The organism is Thalassospira lucentensis (assembly GCF_011806425.1).
In the GTDB taxonomy this organism is placed as follows: domain Bacteria; phylum Pseudomonadota; class Alphaproteobacteria; order Rhodospirillales; family Thalassospiraceae; genus Thalassospira; species Thalassospira lucentensis_B.
Window position 1 is genome coordinate 299,972 of record NZ_JAATOV010000003.1, and the last position, 21,053, is coordinate 321,024.

At 52.3% G+C, this 21,053-nt stretch carries 20 protein-coding genes; 14 read left to right on the forward strand and 6 right to left on the reverse strand.

The genetic code is table 11. The features are described from left to right. Positions 1-127: 127 nt before the first annotated feature. Positions 128-376, forward strand: a complete 249-nt coding sequence (locus tag HCZ99_RS11360) for a hypothetical protein (protein WP_167447087.1) — start codon at positions 128-130, stop codon at positions 374-376. On the opposite strand, the gene HCZ99_RS11365 is transcribed toward HCZ99_RS11360, so the two are convergent. Further along, positions 343-1,830 (reverse strand): aldehyde dehydrogenase family protein, encoded by a 1,488-nt coding sequence (locus tag HCZ99_RS11365; protein WP_167447088.1) that lies wholly within the window; start codon positions 1,828-1,830, stop codon positions 343-345. The two genes, HCZ99_RS11360 and HCZ99_RS11365, sit on opposite strands and share 34 nt — an antisense overlap. 212 nt (positions 1,831-2,042) lie before the next feature. Here HCZ99_RS11365 and HCZ99_RS11370 point away from each other — a divergent pair, with 212 nt between their 5' ends. Together HCZ99_RS11370 and HCZ99_RS11375 are read left to right on the forward strand one after the other, a co-directional pair. Beyond that, entirely contained in the window at positions 2,043-3,227 is a 1,185-nt protein-coding gene (locus HCZ99_RS11370; protein ID WP_254869580.1) for a type III PLP-dependent enzyme, read from the forward strand. 151 nt (positions 3,228-3,378) lie between these two features. Next, entirely contained in the window at positions 3,379-4,893 is a 1,515-nt protein-coding gene (locus HCZ99_RS11375) for a malonate--CoA ligase (protein WP_439654655.1), read from the forward strand. Positions 4,894-4,999: 106 nt separating this feature from the next. Here HCZ99_RS11375 and HCZ99_RS11380 read toward each other — a convergent pair whose 3' ends face one another. Continuing rightward, entirely contained in the window at positions 5,000-5,158 is a 159-nt protein-coding gene (locus HCZ99_RS11380) for a DUF1127 domain-containing protein (RefSeq protein WP_081649507.1), read from the reverse strand. A gap of 423 nt (positions 5,159-5,581) precedes the next feature. Between HCZ99_RS11380 and HCZ99_RS11385 the strand changes: the two genes are divergently transcribed. Then, positions 5,582-6,544 (forward strand): HAD-IIA family hydrolase, encoded by a 963-nt coding sequence (locus HCZ99_RS11385; protein ID WP_167447090.1) that lies wholly within the window; start codon positions 5,582-5,584, stop codon positions 6,542-6,544. A 109-nt stretch (positions 6,545-6,653) separates the two neighbouring features. Here the strand turns inward: HCZ99_RS11385 and hemB are convergent, their stop codons facing one another. The 4 genes from hemB to HCZ99_RS11405 form a co-directional block, all read right to left on the reverse strand. Then, on the reverse strand, positions 6,654-7,655 hold the full coding sequence (hemB, locus tag HCZ99_RS11390) for a porphobilinogen synthase (RefSeq protein WP_167447091.1): 1,002 nt from the start codon (positions 7,653-7,655) through the stop codon (positions 6,654-6,656). 124 nt (positions 7,656-7,779) lie between these two features. Then, positions 7,780-8,976, reverse strand: a complete 1,197-nt coding sequence (locus HCZ99_RS11395; protein ID WP_167447092.1) for an MFS transporter — start codon at positions 8,974-8,976, stop codon at positions 7,780-7,782. A 5-nt stretch (positions 8,977-8,981) separates the two neighbouring features. Then, complete coding sequence (locus tag HCZ99_RS11400; protein ID WP_175581480.1) at positions 8,982-9,740, reverse strand: DeoR/GlpR family DNA-binding transcription regulator; 759 nt, start codon at positions 9,738-9,740, stop codon at positions 8,982-8,984. Positions 9,741-9,883: 143 nt separating this feature from the next. After that, entirely contained in the window at positions 9,884-11,170 is a 1,287-nt protein-coding gene (locus HCZ99_RS11405) for an O-acetylhomoserine aminocarboxypropyltransferase/cysteine synthase family protein (protein WP_167447093.1), read from the reverse strand. Positions 11,171-11,396: 226 nt separating this feature from the next. Here HCZ99_RS11405 and HCZ99_RS11410 point away from each other — a divergent pair, with 226 nt between their 5' ends. The 10 genes from HCZ99_RS11410 (at position 11,397) to HCZ99_RS11455 (ending at position 20,999) form a co-directional block, all read left to right on the forward strand. Beyond that, entirely contained in the window at positions 11,397-12,536 is a 1,140-nt protein-coding gene (locus tag HCZ99_RS11410) for an acyl-CoA dehydrogenase family protein (RefSeq protein WP_167447094.1), read from the forward strand. A 3-nt stretch (positions 12,537-12,539) separates the two neighbouring features. Next, positions 12,540-13,640 carry an enoyl-CoA hydratase/isomerase family protein gene (locus tag HCZ99_RS11415; protein ID WP_167447095.1) on the forward strand — a complete coding sequence of 367 codons (1,101 nt, stop codon included), beginning with the start codon at positions 12,540-12,542 and terminating at the stop codon, positions 13,638-13,640. A 69-nt stretch (positions 13,641-13,709) separates the two neighbouring features. Further along, on the forward strand, positions 13,710-14,600 hold the full coding sequence (gene mmsB / locus HCZ99_RS11420) for a 3-hydroxyisobutyrate dehydrogenase (protein ID WP_167447096.1): 891 nt from the start codon (positions 13,710-13,712) through the stop codon (positions 14,598-14,600). 150 nt (positions 14,601-14,750) lie between these two features. Further along, a complete protein-coding gene (locus tag HCZ99_RS11425; RefSeq protein ID WP_167447097.1) occupies positions 14,751-14,942 on the forward strand; it encodes a DUF6898 family protein in 192 nt (63 codons plus the stop codon). Positions 14,943-15,293: 351 nt separating this feature from the next. After that, positions 15,294-16,217, forward strand: coding sequence for an ABC transporter permease subunit (locus HCZ99_RS11430; RefSeq protein ID WP_167447098.1), 924 nt, complete (start codon positions 15,294-15,296; stop codon positions 16,215-16,217). Continuing rightward, positions 16,217-17,737, forward strand: a complete 1,521-nt coding sequence (gene livM / locus HCZ99_RS11435) for a high-affinity branched-chain amino acid ABC transporter permease LivM (RefSeq protein ID WP_167447099.1) — start codon at positions 16,217-16,219, stop codon at positions 17,735-17,737. The genes HCZ99_RS11430 and livM overlap by 1 nt, the downstream gene beginning before the upstream one ends. Next, positions 17,734-18,588, forward strand: a complete 855-nt coding sequence (locus HCZ99_RS11440; protein WP_167447100.1) for an ABC transporter ATP-binding protein — start codon at positions 17,734-17,736, stop codon at positions 18,586-18,588. Before livM ends, HCZ99_RS11440 begins: the two co-directional genes overlap by 4 nt. A gap of 20 nt (positions 18,589-18,608) precedes the next feature. Beyond that, entirely contained in the window at positions 18,609-19,319 is a 711-nt protein-coding gene (locus tag HCZ99_RS11445; RefSeq protein ID WP_167447530.1) for an ABC transporter ATP-binding protein, read from the forward strand. Between the two features lie 9 nt (positions 19,320-19,328). Next, complete coding sequence (locus tag HCZ99_RS11450) at positions 19,329-19,682, forward strand: DUF6867 family protein (RefSeq protein WP_167447101.1); 354 nt, start codon at positions 19,329-19,331, stop codon at positions 19,680-19,682. A gap of 210 nt (positions 19,683-19,892) precedes the next feature. Continuing rightward, on the forward strand, positions 19,893-20,999 hold the full coding sequence (locus tag HCZ99_RS11455; RefSeq protein WP_167447102.1) for a branched-chain amino acid ABC transporter substrate-binding protein: 1,107 nt from the start codon (positions 19,893-19,895) through the stop codon (positions 20,997-20,999). Positions 21,000-21,053 lie beyond the last annotated feature (54 nt).

Consider the following 21,053-nt stretch of genomic DNA (forward strand, 5'->3'; position numbering starts at 1 on the left):
TGCGGCCACCGACGGGTTTGGTGTGGTGGCAATATTGTTATGTATGGGGGTGATAAGCGGGTTTAAACCGGGCCTGTCATTCGCAAATGACAGGGATCACATTCGCAGGTCGGAAATCCCAATAATCATGGCCATCGCACCGGCACGAAATGTCGGACGGGAATGCGATGCGCGGATGTCATTAGATGCAGACATAGCCATGTTCTTTCAGGTTTATGGACGTTTGATTGCGCGCAAGCTTTGCGGATTAGCGGCCCAAGGTCAAGGGCCGGAAAAGAAAAACCGGGTTGCAAAACATGCAACCCGGCAAGGTTCGACGCGCAGTATCGTGATTTTCTGGACTTATTCCATATTGAGAATGATGGTTTTCTTATAGGTGAAATGCTCAAGCATGCTTTCAAGCGATGCTTCTTTGCCAAGCCCAGAAAGCTTGATGCCGCCATATGAAAGGTTGGGCTGCACAACAAGGTTCTGGTTGACCTGAACAAAGCCGGCCTCAAGACGTTTGGTTGCGGTTAGTGCAGTTTTAAGGTCGGTGGTCCAAACAGTTGCCGCCAAGCCGAAATCACTGTCATTGGCAAGTTCAAGCGCCTGTTCGAAGGTGCTGAACTTAAACACACATGCGACAGGGCCAAAGATTTCTTCACGTGCAACACGGGCGTTCGGATCCACATCGGTAAAGATCACCGGGCGCACAAAAGTCCCTTCAGAAAGGTCGGGATCGGTGGGAAGGGCGCTTAGTTCATGTTTGGTCGCACCTTCTTTTTCACCGATATCGATGTAACCGCAGACCTTATTAAACTGTTTGCGATTGATGATGGTGCCGATATCGGTTTCTTCATCAAGCGGGTTGCCCATCTTAAGGGCATTAACCTTATCAATCAGTTTGTTAACAAAGGCATCATGAAGTTTTTCATGAACAAGAATGCGCGATGACGCTGTGCAGCTTTGGCCCTGACGGGTAAAGCGCATGCCGCCAACCGCACCGGCGATGGCCTTATCCAGGTCCGCATCATCCATGACGATCATTGGTGATTTGCCACCCAATTCCAAAGTTACTGGGATCAGCTTTTCAGCAGCTGCTTTGTAGACAGTGCGACCGGTTTCGACGGAGCCGGTAAAGGAAACCTTTTTAACGTCTTTATGTTCAACCAACGGCCCGCCGCAAGATGGGCCAAAGCCCGACAGGATATTCAAAACACCCTTTGGCAAGATTTCCTGCATGATCTGACAGACGCGGAGTGCTGCAAGTGGGGTGTCTTCGGCCGATTTAACAACCACTGAATTGCCCGCGACCAATGCCGGTGCGACTTTGATGGCCATCAGAAGAAGCGGCACGTTCCAAGGAATAATCGCGCCAACAACACCAACTGGTTCGCGGGTGGTAAGCGTCATCATATTAGGATTAAACGGAACTGTTTCGCCTTTAAGCTCCGACCCGAGGCCGCCGAAAAAGACAAACATATCGGCAAGAACAGAAGCCTCAACCCGGCTTTCGGTGCGCAATGCCTTGCCCGATTCAAGGGCAATCAATCGACCGAGTTCTTCGGTATGCGACATCAGAACACGACCACACTCGGCAACCAGTTTGCCGCGTTCGCGGGCAGGGCGCTCTGCCCAGTCTTTCTGGGCCTTTTTTGCGACCGCAACGGCAATGTCAACGTCTTGCGCGTCACCGTCAGCGGCTTGGCCAATGACCTTTCCGGTGGCAGGGTTCAAAACGTCAAAATTCTTACCGTTTTTAGATGCAACAAGATCTCCATTGATCAGGTGATGGCCGGAAAGTTCTTTTGCCAGGCTGTGGGGATCAAGGATCGGGTCGATCGGCATTTTAGGCTCCCTGTATGGTTGGTGTGCTTTGCCGCGGACGCGAACGCACACAATATTGGTTATTTGGTATTGGTTTACCAATTTATCGGCGCGAGTTTGGAATATCAAGTTCAATTCAACGGTTGGGGCATGACAGCATGCAGAAGGGCTGTTACCCTAAGGTTGACAAATGGCCAGCCCGGCGATGATGCGTGTCTGGGCGCCTTATATCCATGAATGATGGAGTTTACATGCCGCGTCATTTCGATACGACGTTCGATGTTGTTAAGGAACTTAAACCGTCTTACCCGGTCTACTGCCTTAGACCAAATATCCTTCGTGAAACAGCGCAGCGCTTTATCGAACTGTTCCCGGGCGACGTCCTTTATGCGGTGAAGTGTAATCCGCACCCCGAAGTTATGCGGTACCTGCATGAAGGTGGCGTGCGTCATTTCGATACCGCGTCACCAGATGAAATTGCACTGGTGCGTCGTCAGTTCCCCGGTATGAAGTCGTATTTTATGCATCCCGTAAAAAGCCGCGATGGCATCCGAAGTGCCCACCGCGTATTTGGCATTGATCATTATGTGATCGATACTGAGGATGAGCTCAAAAAGATCCGCGAAGAAACCGATGGCGACACCAACCTGACAATCCATGTTCGCTTGGCAACGCCGCCAGCCGGTGCGATTTATAACCTGTCGGCCAAGTTTGGGGCCCGTCCGATGGCCGCAGCAGAGCTTTTAAAGCAGGTTGATGCGTTGGGGTATGAAGCGGGGCTATGTTTCCACGTGGGGTCGCAATGCACGACGGCGAACGGCTATCGCATTGCGATTGAGTTGATCCGCCAAGTCGTTGATTTTTCTGGTGTGAAGGTCAAGCATATTGATGTCGGTGGCGGTTTCCCCGGCCAATATATGAACCAGCGTGGACCAGCACTTGAGGAAATCATGGATGAAATCAAGGACTGCATCCGGTGGCTTGATATGCCTGAAACCACCTTTATGTGTGAACCGGGCAGGGCGCTTGTATCGAGTGGTGTATCCCTGATTACGCAGGTTCAGCTGCGCAAGGAAGATCAGCTTTTCATTAATGATGGCGTGTATGGCAGCTTGTCTGAAACCGTGACGGGCCAGTTGCGCTATCCGGTGCGGCCGATGCGCCTTAACGGCGAATTTGCACCGGAAGAAACGCTTGATTTCACCATCTATGGGCCGACATGCGACAATATGGACGTGTTGCCAGCAACCTTGAATTTGCCAGCCGATATTCGTGAAGGCGATTGGATCGAGTTTGGTCATATCGGGGCCTATAGCAACGCGCTTGCAACCAATTTCAACGGATTCCATCCCGATGTGCAAGTCACCGTTGGCGAGGCATTCCCGTTTGTAGATGGCGAATTCCCATACGTTGCCTAAAATCCTAAGCAACTAGATTTCAGATAAAACCAACCATTGCGGTAAAATAGTACTTGTTTGCCGATAATGGTTGGTTGCACTATGCTGTCCGCAAACAGGGCCAGCCTCAAAACGTGCTGGTTCAATGATAGTTGATCGGGGAAGCAGTGACGTGACAAATAGCCTTTTCATGCGTATTCGGGATCGGTTTCCCGCCGATCTGTCATCGGTTTTGATCGAAACACCTTCGGGGAAGACATATAGCTATGGCGATGCGGATGCATATTCTGCGCGTATTGCCGGGCTTTTGACGGCAAAGGGGGCGCAAAAGGGCGACCGTGTTGCTGTTCAAGTCGATAAATCCCCCGAAGCATTGTTTTTGTATCTTGGCTGCATTCGGGCTGGTCTTGTTTATTTGCCGCTAAATACGGCCTATCAGGCGGGTGAATTGTCCTATTTTATGGGCAACGCATCACCGGTGATTGTTGTTTGCCAGCCGCACCGCGAAGAAGAAGTGCGGTCTATTGCCAAGGAACAGGGGGTTCAAAAGGTCTTAACCCTTGGTACGCAGGCTGACGGGACGTTGATGTCGGGCGCAGAAGGCCAAAGTGACGATTTCAACCCGGTTGCGTGCGCGGACGAGGATTTGGCAGCAATCTTGTATACCTCCGGCACGACAGGAAAGCCCAAAGGGGCGATGATGACGCAGATGAACCTTTGGTCAAATGCGTCAACACTGGAAAAACTTTGGGGGTTTCGTGGCGATGATGTTTTGCTGCATGCGCTGCCGATTTTTCATACCCATGGCCTGTTCATTGCGTGTCACTGCGTGATGCTGTCGGGGTCAAAGATGTTCTTCCTGCCGAAATTTGATCGCGATCAGGTGCTCGATCTTTTGCCGCGCAGCACAGTGATGATGGGGGTCCCGACATTCTATGTACGCTTGCTGGCGGAGGATGACTTCACTGCCGATGTTACGGCCAACATGCGATTGTTTATTTCTGGATCTGCGCCGTTATTGCCAGAAACCTTTACTGCCTTTGAAAAACGCACCGGAAAGGTGCTTCTTGAGCGCTATGGCATGACCGAGATGGGTATGGCGACGTCCAATCCCCTGGTGGGTGAGCGGATTGTTCATACCGTCGGGCCGGCATTGCCCGATGTCGATGTGCGCGTTTGCGATAATGACGGGAATGTTTTGGCAACCGACGAGGTCGGTGTTCTTGAGGCGCGCGGACCGAATGTTTTTATCGGCTATTGGCAAATGCCGGAAAAAACCGCCGAGGAATTTCGGGGGGATGGTTTCTTTATCACCGGCGATATCGCCAAGATCGATGCCAAGGGATACGTCCATATTGTGGGCCGGGCCAAGGACCTGGTGATTTCCGGTGGGTTTAACGTATATCCCAAGGAAATCGAAACGCTGATTGATAAGATGGATGGGGTTGTGGAAAGTGCCGTGATTGGTGTGAACCATCCTGATTTTGGCGAGGCGGTCGTCGCCGTGATCGTGCGCAGCGCGGATCAGTTATCCGAGGACGATATAATTGCGTCGATCAAATCGCAGCTGGCAAATTTCAAAGTGCCTAAGCGCGTATTCTTTGTCGACGAACTGCCGCGCAATGCGATGGGCAAGGTTCAAAAGAATATCCTGCGCGAACAGCATAAGGCGCTGTTTGCCAATTAACCCGAACGTTTTAATGGGGCAGGCCGTATATGCGCCCATGAAAAAGACAAAGAAAAACCCCGGCAAAACTGCCGGGGTTATTAATTCGTGCGGCTTGGGCTGTTGATTAACGGCCGAAAGCAACGCGGTGTGCTACATCGTCGATCATGTCGCGGTTCAGACCGATATCAGCAAGTTCGCGCGGATCAAGTTTACGCAGCGCAACCTGGGTTTGGTACTGAACGCGAAGAGCGCGGAGGAAAGCAAAAATTTTAGTTACGATCATTTCATCACCTATTTCAAACCGGCCGATTTTTCGGCGTCTGTTCAGATAACCGGCATGTTCTCACCGAAGGTATTCCAATGCTGGAATAGTTAACTGGTTTGACGTGTCGGTCTGTTTATTTCGTGAGCGCAATCTACGCGCGGCCGCTGTGTTTTTCTAATGCGTTTTTTGCATGGCAGCGGCTTATAAAGCGCAGAAAGTGGTTAAAATGTCCAAAAAGGCTTTAAATGGGACATAGGTAAGCGTTTTTCGGTTCTTTATTGCTATGCGCATGACGCATAACTAACGAAGTTGCTTAACGCGCCTTGGTTGTTTAGGTGTGAAGCACGTTGGATTGAAAAATTAGGATGTCAAAGCACCGCGTAATCGGCTTGAATGGGCCGTTATTAAGTGCCGTATCCCATAAGATCAGGAGAATCGAACATGAGCATCAATCGCCCACGGCTCAATTTTGAGCAGGCAATTGAGGCCTATCTGCACTATGCGCCGCGTCTGCCACAGATTGCTCGCGATGCTGTGCCCGAAAAGACAGAATATGTTGAAAACCTTCTGTCGATTGCAGATCAGTTTGACTTGATCGTGTTTGATGCTTTTGGGGTGCTCAATAGTGGGCAGACTGCCATCCCCGGATCGGTCGATACGGTTCGCCAATTGCAGGGGATGGGCAAGAATATTGCGGTTGTGACCAATGACGCTTCTAGCTCGTCCGAGGCAATTTTGGCCCGTCATCGCAAGCGCGGCTTTGATTTCAGCGCTGAAAACCTAATCAGCAGCCAGCAATTCGTCGCGCCAATGATGAATGAACACACGGACATCACGCATTGGGGCGCGATGGCGCCAACTGACTGGCCATTTCATATTCTACCAGACACGGTCACGCCACTGGCCGAAGACCGCGGGCTTTATGATGCCGTCGATGGGTTCCTGTTGATTGATTCTGAAAATTGGTCTGATCAGCAGCAAAGCCTGCTTGAGCAAAGCCTGCGCGATAATCCGCGCCCGATCTTGGTTGGGAACCCGGATATCTGTGCGCCGATGGGGGCGTTTCTTTCGGTTGAGTCGGGTTACTTCGCGCATTTGGCTGCGGATGCCTGCGGCGTAATGCCAGAATGCGTTGGCAAGCCATACCATCACGTATTTGAAGAAGTCCTTCGTCGATATCCCGATGTCAAACGCGACCGTGTTTTGATGGTCGGTGATACGGTCCATACAGATGTGCTGGGCGGCCTTTCGGTCGGCATCAAAACGCTTTTGGTCCATCAAGGGGGATTTATTGATGGACAAGACATAGAAGATGTCTTTACCCGTTCCGGCTTGCGCCCACATTACTGCGCCCGGGCAATCGGATTTGGCATCGGCGACAGCGTTAACACCGAAGTTGCTTGATGACAGCCTGAAGTTCGTTGGCAAAGCTGGATAAAACAAAAGGGCCTCGTATGAGGCCCTTTTTATATCGCGGATTTGACGTTTTTAGTCGGATGGTTCGCTTGTCGGATTAAAGTGCTTCGGCGACTTCGATGGCGCTGTAGGTCAGGATGCCCGAGGCGCCAGCGCGTTTGAAGCAAGACAGGGTTTCAATCGCGCAGCCGAGATAATCCAGCCAGCCATTGGCACCTGCCGCACGCAGCATCGCGTATTCGCCTGACACCTGATAGGCAAATACCGGCACGCCAAATTCCTGACGGACACGATAGAGCACATCAAGATACGGCAGGCCCGGTTTAACGATGACGGAATCCGCACCTTCGTTTAGGTCATAGGCGACTTCGCGCATGGCTTCGTCGGTGTTGGCGGGGTCAAGCTGATAGGTTTTCTTGTCTGCCTTGCCCAGCGCGCTTGCCGAGCCGATGGCATCGCGGAACGGCCCATAAAATGACGACGCGTATTTCGCGGCATAGGCCATGATCTGCACGTTTTTAAGATTTTCACCCTCGAGCACGTCACGAATGGCGCCAATGCGGCCATCCATCATGTCCGAAGGTGCCACCACATCACAACCGGCCTGCGCCTGCACCAGGGCCTGACGCACCAGGGCCTCGGTTGTTTCGTCATTTAGGATCTGGCCGTCAATGACGATCCCGTCCTGACCATCGGCGTTGAACGGATCAAGCGCAACATCGGTGATTACGCCAAGGTTCGGGCAGGCATCCTTGATTGCCTTGGTGGCGCGGCACACAACGTTATCGGGGTTGTATGCTTCGCGGGCATCTTTGGTTTTCAAGCTGGCGTCAATATAGGGAAACAGGGCGAGTGCGGGAATGCCAAGGCTTTGTGCATGCTTTGCGGTTTCGACCAAAACATCAATTGATTGCCGTTCGACGCCGGGCATGGATGGGATGGGCATGCGTTCGTTGCTGCCATCAATGACAAAAACAGGCAAAATCAGATCATGGGAGGTCAAGCGGGTTTCCGCGACCATTTTGCGCGACCAGTCGGTCATGCGATTACGGCGCTGGCGGTTGCGGGGGAATGCACCGTAGGTATGTGATTTGGCCATGATCTGTTCTCTGCTTTGTGGGGTGGTCGCATCAGACTGTTGGGCAGACTGAGGGATATGTGGCGCGTATGCCGTGGCAATTTATGCGGCAGAAACCAGCCCAGATCAACCATATCTAGGCAAATTACAGCACCTTACGCAGGCTTAGCAGGTATGCAGGAATGATCAGGGCCAGGAAACTTGCCGTTACGGTGAAGGCAATGACAAGGCCAAAAGCCGCCCCAATGGCGCCAATCACCGGTGGCCCGACCATGATGGCCGAATAACCGGTGGCAGCGATGATTGATACGACCGTCCCGCCACCTTTGCCGGTTGTTTGGGATGCGGCGGACAACAGCAAAGGCAAGATCACCGCAAGCCCCATGCCGGCAATCGCACATCCAATCCAGGCGACAACAAAATGCGGTGCAAAGGCAATGATAAAGGTTCCTGTGGATGCCAGAATAGAACTGGTGAGCAGGATGCGAGCACGGCCAAATTTCATCACCAGCATATCGCCCGACAGTCTGGTTGCCGCCATTGCACATGAGTAAATTGCAAAGCCGACGGCGGCCATGGTCGCCCCCGATGACAGTTCGCGGGTCATAAACACGGTTGCCCAGTCGGTAATGACGCCTTCGCCAAATTGTCCGATGAAGGCACATACGCCAAAGGGCAGCAAAAACACAATGAGCGAACGCTGTTTTCCAGGCTTGGTGGTTTTAAGGACAACGTCGGATCGTCGGGTATCGGGCGCACAAGGCGCAGATGTTTGAGCATGAAATACCGCATCAGGAATAAGTCCTGCCTGTGCGACGATATGCGCGATCACAAAAAGGGTCAGCACGACCGGTAAGTGTGCGGTAACCGGAATGGGCAGGGCAAACCACGCGGCGGCAACGCCAGCACCGGCAAAGCCGCCGAGGCTCCAAAAGCCATGAAGGCCGGACATGATGCTGCGTTTGCGCAGGCGTTCAACATTCAGGCCATTGGTATTCATCGCCACATCCAGAAACGCGCCGGAAAAACCCAAGGCAAACATCGCAATTGTGATGCTGAGATAAGACGGCATATAGGCGGGCAGGCCCACTGCGATGAAATAAAACAAGCCCGAATAGCGAACAACACGTTCACTGCCAAAGCGGTCAGACAACCGGCCCGCAATGGGCATAACCGATAATACGCCGATGGCCGCAGCCAATAAAATACCGCCAAGATCGTCATGACCCAGATTAAGGCGTTCCTGGACGAGCGGGATGTGCGGCACCCAACTTGAAAACGCCGCACCATGAAGAAAGAATATCGCGCGGACGCGGTTATGGGCTTTGGTGTAATCATGCATGTCGTTTACGCCTGCACTACATTGATGCCGCGATCAGAGTAATTGGCAAGATACCCTGTCGAGAGTTTTCGTCCGATTACGAGATATGAGATCGCGTCAATGTCGCATACGCGGTAAGGCAGGCTTGTTTCAAGTTTGTCGGCCGTCGCGACGGCAATAATTTCAGCCGATTGGGAAACCATCGCAGCCTTGGTTGCACGTTCTTCTGAGGTGTTGCTCGAAAGACCGGTTTCAGGGTGAAGCGCGCACGTCCCCAGAAGGGCAATATCCGCATTATATTTGCGAATTTCATCAATCGTTGTCGGACCGCTGACAACCATATCGTCTTTGAGTAATGCACCACCAATCATGATGACGTTGGCATGGGGATGTTTGCATAACTCAACAGCGACCATCGGATTGACTGTAATCACCGTGCCGCGGAATGAGGGTTTTAAATGTCGCGCGACCTCGCAGATGGTGGTGCCACTGTCAAAAAAGATAACGCCGTGATCAGGGATCAGGTGGGTTGCCGTTTTCTTGGCAATGGCTGCGCGTTCGGGCTGAAGTTCCTTGGCGCGTTCTTCATAGGTTGCTGTGGCGGTATTCGTCAGGATCGCGCCGCCGTGAATCCGGCGTAGATGTCCTTCGTCCTCAAGCTGGCGCAAATCACGGCGAATTGTATCAAGGGATGCATGAAACAAAGCTGCTAGATCATGGATGTGGACGGTTCCGTGGGTGCGGAGCAGGGTTTGTATTTCCTGTTGCCGTGTGGTGACGGACATGATCGTTTGCCTTTTTAATAAAATGCACGTTTTGCACGTTTTGCCTGTAATGCGGATTTAAGGCGTTTTGGGAAAAATGGTCAATAAAAAAACCGGCCATGAAATTTCATGGCCGGTTGCAATTTGTTATAACGACAAGATTATCAGGCTTTATCAAGCGCCTGCGTCAGGTCGGCAAGGATATCGTCGATGTGTTCGATCCCGATGGAAAGACGAACATAGCCATCAGACACGCCTGACGACAGACGATCTTCTTCGGAAAGTTGGCTGTGCGTGGTGGTTGCCGGGTGAATGGCAAGTGATCGCGTGTCACCGATATTGGCAACGTGATAGAACAGTTCCAACGCGTTGATGAATTTCTCGCCGGCTTGTTTGCCGCCTGAAAGTTCAAAGCCCATCAGCGAGCCGTAACCACCTTTAAGATAGGTGTCGGCACGTTTGCGGGTTTCGCCCTCTTGCTGACTTGGGTGGTTGACCTTGGTCACCTTTGAGTGATTGGCGAGGAATTCGGCGACTTTATTGGCGTTTTCGCAATGACGTTCCATGCGCAGTGGCAAGGTTTCCATGCCCTGAATGGTTTGGAACGAATTAAACGGCGATGCCGGTGCGCCAAGATCGCGGAGCACCGTGCAACGCAGTTTGATCGCATAGGCAACCGGGCCAATTGGCTTGACGGCTTCGGTCCACACAGCACCGTGGTAGCTTGGATCCGGTTCGTTCAAAAGCGGGAAGCGTGCGCTGTGCTTTTCCCAATCAAATTTGCCAGAATCGACAACAATCCCGCCGACAGACGTGCCGTGACCCGCGATGAACTTGGTCGTCGAATACATAACAATGCTGGCACCGTGATCAATCGGTTTGCAAATGACCGGGGCGGCGGTGTTATCGACAATCAGCGGAATACCAAGTTCATCACCGATATTGGCAACTTCGCGGATCGGGAAGACATGCAATTTCGGATTAGGCAGGGTTTCGGCATAATAGGCGCGGGTTTTGTCATCGGTCAGACGACGGAAGTTTTCCGGGTCGGACGGATCGGCAAAGCGGACCTCGATCCCCATTTGTTTGAAGGTGTTGGCAAACAGGTTCCAGGTCCCGCCATAAAGGTCGGTGGAGCTGACAATATTGTCGCCTGCTTGGGCAATGTTCAAAATGGAGAAGGTCGACGCAGCCTGACCAGACGCCAGTGCGACAGCCGCAACACCACCATCAAGGGCGGCAACGCGTTGTTCCAGCACATCATTGGTCGGGTTCATCAGGCGGGTATAGATATTGCCCAGTTCCTTCAGCGCAAAAAGGTCGGCGGCGTGCTGGGTGTCACGGAACTGATAGCTGGTGGTTTGATAAAGCGGAACGGCTACGGAACCGGTTGTTGGTTCGGCGCGATACCCGGCGTGTAGAACAATGGTTTCCGGCTTCGTGGAGGTCATTATCGTATTTCCCCTGATTTATGGTTTTTACTCAGGGCAAAAGGTACGCGCACCAGCGGGCCGCCATCAAGCAACATTTGCTGAATTTGGTAAATGTTTTGCACATCCATATGGGGTCGGGATGGATTAACATAATTCGGTACTGTTATACCGAATGAATTGACAAGGAGGCGTTTTCACGTTTACGTAAAGGGAAAATAGAAGAATATTCGGAGGCGGCGATCCAATGGAATTCAACCTGTCTGAAGATCAGCAGGCATTTGCCCAAGCTGCACGTGATTTTGCCCAAAACGAAATGGCGCCAAATGCGGGCGAGTGGGATGCCCGGCATATCTTCCCGGAAGAAACATTACGCAAGGCAGCCGAGCTTGGCTTTGCAGCGATTTATACACGTGATGAATATGGCGGATCAGGTTTGGGGCGGCTTGATGCGGCGGTGATTTTCGAAGAATTGGCCGCTGCATGTCCTTCAACCGCGGCGTATATTTCCATTCATAATATGGCCTGCTGGATGATTGATAGCTTTGGCTCAGATGCGCAACGCGCGCAGTTCCTGCCTAAGCTTGTCACGATGGAGCATTTTGCCAGTTACTGCCTGACCGAGCCCGGTGCCGGATCGGACGCAGGGGCGCTTCGCACCCGTGCGGAGCGTGAAGGTGATCATTACGTTTTAAATGGCGAAAAGGCGTTTATTTCCGGCGGATCGCGCAGCGATGTTTATGTTGTGATGGCGCGCACGGGTGATGATGGGCCGGGCGGTATATCGACCTTTATCGTTCCCAAGGACACGGACGGTCTATCGTTTGGCAAGCTAGAAGAAAAGATGGGTTGGAACAGCCAGCCGACGACAGCTGTGATCTTTAGCAATTGCAAGGTCCCGGCTGAAAATCGCCTGGGCGCAGAAGGCGACGGGTTTAAGTTTGCCATGAAGGGGCTTGACGGGGGGCGGCTTAATATTGCGGCCTGTTCGATCGGCGGCGCGCGCGCCGCGATGGAGCATGCGCGCGAACATATGAAGATCAGAAAGCAATTTGGCCGCAGCCTTGATCAGTTTCAGGCCCTGCAGTTCAAATTTGCCGATATGGTTACCGAACTCGAAGCCGCCCGATTGATGTTACATAAAGCAGCGTGGAAGCTTGACCTAAAAGCCGATGACGCCACACAGTTTTGTGCGATGGCCAAACGGTTTGGGACCGATATTGGCTTCCAAGTTTGTAACGAGGCCCTGCAGCTTCATGGGGGATATGGTTACATCCGAGAATACCCGATTGAACGCTTGCTGCGTGATTTGCGGGTCCACCAGATTTTGGAAGGCACGAACGAAATCATGCGCCTGATTATTTCACGTGCCGCCCTGAAGGATTAAGTGATGACGAGTGACGCCACCAACACCAACGACCGAAACCAAACCACGGAAGCACCCGTTCTGTTTAAGCAGGATGGACCCGTTGGTCATATCCTCTTGAACCGTCCGCGCGCACTTAATGCGCTTGATCTTGAGATGGTCGATTTGATGGCCGCAAAGCTTAAATCATGGGAAAGCGATTCTTCGATCAAGGTGGTTATCGTTGAAGGTGCGGGCGAGAAAGCATTTTGTGCCGGGGGTGATATTCGCGGTCTATATGATGCGCGCGCCGTTGATGACGAGGAAATGCTCGATGCGTTTTACCGCCGCGAGTATCAGCTGAACCATTATATTGCCCAATATCCAAAACCGTACGTCGCATTGATGGATGGCATTACGATGGGGGGCGGTGTTGGCGTTTCCATCCATGGGCGGTTCCGGGTTGCGACCGAGTGCACAATGTTTGCGATGCCCGAAACCGGGATCGGATTTTTCCCCGATGTTGGCGGCGGTTATTTCCTGCCGCGGTGTCCCGGTCAAATCGGAATGTATCTTGGCCTGACTGGTGCGCGGCTTAAGGCCGCCGATTGCATGTATGCCGGGCTTGCGACGCATGCGACGACATCAGATCAGGTGGCGGCGATTAAGTCGGCGTTGACCAAGGCCGACTACACCAATGACACGTTTGATACGGTATCTGACATCCTGTCAGGATTTAATAAAGACATGGGGGAGGCGGCACTGGCATCAGACCGCGATCACATTGATCGTCTGTTTTCGGGGGGCAGCGTTGCAGCGATCCTTGAAGGCCTTGGGCAGGATGACAGTGCGTTTGCGCAAAACTGCCTTAAAATGCTGGGTACGAAATCCCCCACGGCCCTGTGTGTTAGTTTTGAGCAAATTCGTCTGGGACAGGATATGACGTTGGCGGATGTGCTTAAGATGGAATTTCGGTTGTCGCAGCGCATGGTGTGCAAGCCTGATTTGTTCGAAGGCGTGCGTGCCGTGATCATTGATAAGGACCATGCCCCCAAATGGCAGTTTGGCGATGTCGGGCAGGTCGACCCGCGCGAAGTGGCTGAGTATTTCGAGCTGCTGCCGACAGAGCGGGAACTCAACCTTTAACACACAGCGATTTATAACGAACTTTATCAAAACAAAGTCCCGAAAACGGGATATCAGAGGAGGATTGAAATGGCGAATATCGGTTTTATCGGTCTGGGTAATATGGGCGGCCCGATGGCAGAAAACCTGCTTAAGGCCGGGCATGCCGTAAAGGTTTTTGATCTTTCGGCCGATGCGGTTGCCGCCGCGGTTAAGGCCGGTGCGACCAAGGCGGAAAACGTCGCCGATGCCGCACGCGATGTCAGTTTTGTTGTCACCGTTCTTCCGGCGGGTAAACATGTGTTGTCGGTATATGATGGGCCCGATGGTGTTGTGGCCAACGCCGCCGCTGGAACGATCCTGATAGACAGTTCGACCATCGAGGTCGACGCCGCGCGTAAGGCGGCGGACCTTGCGAAAGCCAAGGGGCTTGGTGTTGTCGATGCCCCCATTTCTGGCGGCACGGCGGGTGCGGCGGCTGGTACGCTGACATTCATGGTTGGCGGTAATGAATCTGATTTCGCCAGTGTCGAGCCGATCCTTGATGCAATGGGAAGCAATATCATTCATGCAGGTGACAACGGGGCCGGGCAGGCGGCTAAGATCTGTAACAATATGGTTCTTGGTGTGAATATGATTGCCGTGTCAGAGGCCTTTATGCTGGCCAAGCGTCTTGGACTGGATGCGCAAAAGCTGTTTGATATTTCATCAAAGGCATCAGGGCAGTGTTGGGCCTTGACCAGTTATTGCCCGGTTCCGGGGCCCGTGCCAACATCGCCGGCAAACCGCGATTATCAGGCGGGGTTTGCGGTTGATATGATGCTCAAGGACTTGAAATTGGCCCAGCAGGCATCAGCAACATCCGGGGCGACGACCCCGATGGGGGCCTTGGCGGAAAGTCTTTATGCGCTTTATTCCAATGGTGGTAATGGCGGTATGGACTTCTCGGCCATTGTGAAGATGCTTGACGGCGAAAAGTAAAATTTGAACAGCATTTATCAAACGGGTCCGGTTCGCCGGGCCCGTTTTTGTATGACTGGATACGGATATTCTATCCTTTGATATTGCGTTGCCGGAAAATGGGCGCAAAATAGAGACGTATTTTTCCCCAATCAAGGTTTTGCGTTCGTCATGAGTACCCGTTCAAACACCCCGCGTGAGGTTTATTTCGAGCTACGACAGGTCGGAAGCTATTTGCGGTGTACAGCGATTGACGGAAAAACTGGAACTGAGGTGACGGTGGCCGGTCCGGTTAGCCGGAATCCGGAACAACTCAAACGCGTGGCAGCGCAAAAACTTGAATACGTTCTAAACAAGGGATAAAATATACAATATCGAGCGGTGGTTGAGTTGGTGGTCAGTGTTTTATTCCAATTATAAAACCGGATTTGGTGGTTTCTGCTAAATTTTGAAAGCCACTTGCAGCCTTTGACCACATGTGTCTAAGGTTCTCGCTCTAATCGCGTTTCTGGACGGAAGAGCCACAAAAAGAATGGCCGTCTCCAGGAGCTAAACGGGGGCTACCCGATAACAAGAAGACGGAGGCTTCGCGGGTTTGCTAGGGGGCAATGGGGAGACTATGTCTCATCCAATCAATAGACATATCTATGACTTGATGCCTTCGGTGGATCAGGCGACGACCTTGTTTGTCTGTGCCAAATCTAAGGTTGTGCAATGGATTGGGCTTATTTCTTACAACAATTAATCAACGGTCTCACGCTGGGCGCTATCTATGGTTTAATCGCGATCGGTTACACCATGGTGTATGGCATTATCGGTATGATCAACTTCGCGCACGGCGAGATCTATATGATCGGTGCGTTTCACTCTCTGATTACCTTCCTGATTTGTCAGGCGGCAGGGATTAGTGGCATTTTGCCGCTTACACTTCTTTTGATGCTGTTCGTTTCAATGATTCTGACCTCGATCTATGGGTGGGGCGTTGAACGGGTTGCCTATCGGCCGCTGCGTGGATCATTCCGTCTTGCAGCGCTGATTTCGGCGATTGGCATGTCGATCTTTTTGCAGAACTTCGTTCAGATTTCGCAAGGTGCACGCGTAAAGCCGATGCAGCCGCTTATTGAAGGCGGTATTACCTTGATGCGAAGCCCGAACTTTGACGTTCAGCTTAGCTATATGCAGATCATCATTATCCTTCTGACCTTTGTCTTGATGGTAGTGTTTTCGACCCTGATTGCAAAAACGTCCTTGGGGCGTGCGCAGCGCGCGTGTGAGCAGGATCGGACCATGGCAGGTCTTTTGGGGGTCAATGTTGACCGTACCATTTCGACCACCTTTGTGATGGGGGCTGCTTTGGCATCTGTCGCGGGGATGATGGTGACGCTTTATTACGGCGTGATTGACTTCTATATCGGCTTCCTTGCCGGTGTGAAGGCCTTTACCGCAGCTGTTCTGGGCGGCATTGGGTCGCTTCCAGGTGCGATGCTTGGTGGCCTTTTGATTGGTCTGATCGAAGCATTCTGGTCGGGGTATCTGACGATTGAATATAAGGACGTTGCGACGTTCGGTATTCTTGTTCTGGTTCTGATCTTCCGCCCGTGGGGGCTGCTTGGTAAGCCGGAGGTGGAGAAAGTCTGATGTCTTCTGCATTTGCTTCATCTCGAACGAGCGGCTCTGAAATCGTCAAGGAACTTGCGTTCTTTGCCGTGATCGCGCTCTTGATGTCGGTCATGATCCTTGGGGTCGAAACCGTTGACCGACCGACCGGACTTGAACTTGCGGTGCGTTGGGACCTTGTCCTGATTGCCATTGGATCAACGGTTATTGGTCGTCTTGCCCTGATTGTCCGCCGCGAAGGTATTTCGCGACTGGCTCAGGCGATTTTGATTACGCTGGCTGCGGTTTGCGTTTTTGAGATGTTTGTCCGCTTCCGTGAAATGGACGACCGCTGGGCGCCGCCTGTGGTGCTTGATATGGCGTTTGGTAGCGTCTCAAGCATGATCGTCACACTTTGCTTCCTCGCAATTGTGTTTGCGATTGCGTATTTTTCGATGAAAGAAAAAAGCGCCGCGGAAGTTGATGAAAGCACGAAGCTTTCGTCGAAAATTCAGGTCGCTTATCGTTCCAACACCAAGAAAATCGGTTTGATCGGGATTATCTTCTTTATCATTTTCCCGTTCCTGTTTGGCGAAAACCGTTCCGCGATCGACCTTGCGACCCTTGTGATGATTTACATCATGTTGGGCTGGGGGCTTAACATCGTGGTCGGTCTGGCTGGTTTGCTTGATCTGGGGTATGTGGCGTTTTATGCGGTGGGGGCTTATTCTTATGCGCTGCTGTCACAGAACTTCGATCTCAGCTTCTGGCTGTGTTTGCCACTTGCCGGTATCTTTGCCGCAAGTTTCGGGATTGTTCTTGGCTTCCCGGTTCTGCGGTTGCGCGGTGACTATCTTGCGATTGTGACCTTGGGCTTTGGTGAAATCATCCGTGTTGTTTTGATCAACTGGTATGATTTGACCGGTGGCCCGGATGGTATTTCGTCCATCGAACGCCCAAGCTTCTTTGGACTGGCGGAATTTTCCCGCCGTGTTCCAGAAGGGTCCATTGGGTTTGGCGACTTGATGGGGATTGAATACTCATCAATGCATCGCCTGATCTTCCTGTATTACCTGATCCTTGCGCTGGCGCTTGTCACCAACTTTGTCACGATGCGGTTGCGCAAATTGCCGATCGGGCGTGCTTGGGAAGCGCTACGCGAAGACGAAATCGCTTGTCGTTCTCTTGGTATTAATCCGACAAACACCAAGCTGTCTGCTTTTGCAATCGGTGCGATGTTTGGGGGCTTTGCCGGTGCATTCTTTGCCACCCGTCAGGGCTTTATCAGCCCGGAAAGCTTCACCTTCCTGGAATCTGCTGTGATCTTGGCCATCGTTGTGATGGGCGGTATGGGCAGTCAGATCGGTGTGGTTCTTGCGGCGGTGGTGATGATCGGTTTCCCGGAAATGTTCCGTGAACTGGCCGAGTATCGCATGCTGATTTTCGGGGCTGGTATGGTTGCCATCATGTTGTGGCGTCCGCGCGGACTTCTGTCCTTCCGTGATCCGACCATCCTTTTGAATATGAGCAAGAAAGAAAAAGTTGCCGGAGAAGCCAAATGACCGACAACGTCCAACTTGAAGTCGAACACTTGACCATGCGCTTTGGCGGGTTGGTCGCCATCGATGATCTTTCTTTCACCGCACGAAAGGGTGAGATCACCGCCATCATTGGCCCGAACGGGGCAGGGAAGACCACGGTCTTTAACTGTCTTACCGGGTTCTACGTTCCGACTGAGGGTCGTCTAACGCTTTATGCCAATGACGGACCGCGACTTTTGGAGCGGAGCGAGGGTTTCCGCATTCCGCGCAACAATGGTGTGGCACGGACATTCCAAAACATCCGCCTGTTTACTGGGATGACTGTTTTGGAAAACCTGATCGTTGCCCAGCATAATGCGTTGATGGAGGCATCAGCCTTTTCGCTAGCGGGGCTGTTTAACCTTGGTCGTTATGCTAAGGCGGAAAAGCAGGCGCTTGAAACCGCCAAGTTCTGGCTAAACAAGGTTGGCCTGTATGAGCAGGCCGACTGGAATGCTGGCAACTTGCCATATGGGTCCCAGCGTCGTCTCGAGATTGCGCGTGCGATGTGCGTCAATCCATCCCTTTTGTGTCTGGATGAACCAGCAGCTGGCCTTAACCCACGTGAATCGGCGGAACTTAATGTTCTGCTTCAAAGCATTCGCGATGATCAAGGGATTGGCCTTCTGTTGATTGAACATGACATGAGCGTTGTCATGAAGATTTCCGACCATGTGATCGTGCTTGATTACGGCAAAAAGATCGCTGATGGCGATCCGGAAGCAGTGAAGAACGATCCGGCAGTTATTCGTGCATATCTGGGTGAAGATGATGACGATGAGCTGCCGCCGGAAGTCGCAGCAGACCTTCATCTTGATCCGAAAGCGACGTGAGGGAGTAAATCGATATGTCCATGCTAAAAATTGAAGGTGTACATACCTTCTATGGCAATATCGAAGCCCTCCGGGGCATTGATATGGAAGTCAATGAAGGTGAAATCGTCACATTGATCGGCGCCAACGGTGCCGGCAAAACGACGTTGCTGATGACGTGTTGCGGTTCGCCGCAGGCCACCAAGGGGCGCATTTTGTTTGAGGGCCAAGATATCAGTCGCATGCCAACGCATGAGATTTGCCATCTTGGTATTCAGCAATCGCCCGAAGGTCGTCGGATTTTTCCGCGCATGTCCGTGCATGAAAACCTGCAGATGGGGGCGAGCACCCAGGATCCGAAATATTTCGATGACGATCTTGAAATGGTGTTCGATTTGTTCCCGCGTCTTAAGGAACGTATCAGCCAGCGTGCCGGGACGATGTCGGGCGGTGAACAACAAATGTTGGCGATTGGTCGTGCATTGATGGGCCGTCCGCGTTTGTTGCTGCTTGACGAACCTTCCCTTGGCATTGCGCCGCTGGTCGTTAAGCAAATCTTTGAGACCATCAAAAAGATTAACCGCGAGAAGAAGGTAACGGTCTTCTTGGTCGAGCAGAATGCGTTTCATGCGCTGAAGCTTGCCCATCGTGGGTATGTGATGGTGAACGGCAACATTACCCTGTCGGGAACAGGTGCCGAACTTCTGGCCAATCCGGAAGTCCGTGCCGCCTATCTCGAGGGTGGCCACTAGGAGACGGATATGGAAACGATTACAGGTACCAGTACGGGTGTCACAATCGGCATGACCGTCATCCTGATGGGGTTCTGCGCGTTTATGACCGGGCAGGCGATCGCCAATACCTGGCGTTCGGTGCATCAGCTGTATGCATATTCATTGCTGCTTGGTCTTGTTGACCGGTTTCTGACCTATGCCTTGTTCGAGGGCGAGTTACTTTCGCTGTCGGGGTATATTTTTGACACCGTGATCCTGTTTGCGATCATGTCAGCAGCATTCCGCGTGACCCGGGTCAATAAAATGCTGTCGCAATATCCGTGGCTTTATGAGCGTGTCGGACCGTTTGGGTATCGCGCACGCGAAGGCGCGGATGTCTGATCTTTTGATGGCGGCAGTCGGCTGCCGCCATCGCGTTGCTAAATAGTTGGTAACGCACCGCTTTGCACTATTGCATGTCAATTCTGGGGTGTTAAAGTGTGGGGAGATGAAACCGGTAATCTGATGATAAAAAGAGCCGGTTTCTTGTCCAGTTAAAGATGGTTCCGTCGCGGTGATGGAACCTACCTTTGGAACAGGGAGACTTCACTAATGTCGAAAACAAAGCTCGGCCTTCTGGCAACTGCGTCTGCACTCGTTCTGTCGATGGGTGCTGCAAAAGCAGACATCGTTATCGCGACCGTTGGTCCGATGACCGGCCCATATGCCGCCTTTGGCGAGCAGATGACCAAGGGCGCAGAAAAAGTTGTTGCTGATCTCAATGCTGCTGGTGGCGTGAACGGTGAACAAGTTGTTCTTGAAATCGGCGATGATGCTTGCGATCCGAAACAGGCTGTTGCTGTTGCCAACCAACTCGTGAGCAAAGACGTCGCCCTTGTGGCTGGTCACTTCTGCTCGGGTTCATCGATCCCGGCTTCTGAAGTGTACTTCGAAGAAGGCATCGTTCAGATTTCCCCGGCTTCGACCAACCCGCAGCTAACCGAACGCGATATGGACAACGTTTTCCGTGTTTGCGGCCGTGATGACCAGCAGGGCGAAGTTGCCGGTAAATACTTGGCTGAAAAATATGGCGACAAGAAAATCGCCATCGTTCACGACAAACAGGCTTATTCCAAAGGCCTCGCTGACGAAACCAAGAAAAACCTGAACGCTGCTGGCGTTGAAGAAGTGATGTATGAAGCCATCACCCCGGGTGAGAAAGATTACTCGGCACTGGTAACCAAGCTGAAATCTGAAGGCGTTGACGTCCTGTATTACGGTGGTTACCACACCGAATTGGGCCTCATTGTCCGTCAGATGCGCAGCCAGGGTCTTGATACGCTTGCCATTTCCGGTGATGCGCTGAACTCGCTTGAGTATTGGTCCATCACGGGTGACGCTGGTAAAGGTACGCTCTTTACTGCTGGTCCGGCGCTTGAAAAAGATCCGCGCAACGCTGAGCTCGTGAAATACTTCGAAGCTCAGAACTACAAGCCAGAAGGTTACACCCTTTACACCTATGGTGCGATCCAGGCTTGGGCGCAGGCAGCTGAAAAAGCGGGTACCACCGACTCTGAAGCTGTGATCGAAGCGCTGCATAGCGGCGATGAATTCGACACCGTTCTTGGTTCGATCTCGTTTGATGCCAAAGGTGACGTTGCTGCACCGGGTTACGTATTCTACGAGTGGGCAGACGGCTCTTACGATTACGCAAAATAATCAAATCATATGATGATGGAAAAGCCCGGCACAGAGCCGGGCTTTTTTATTGCG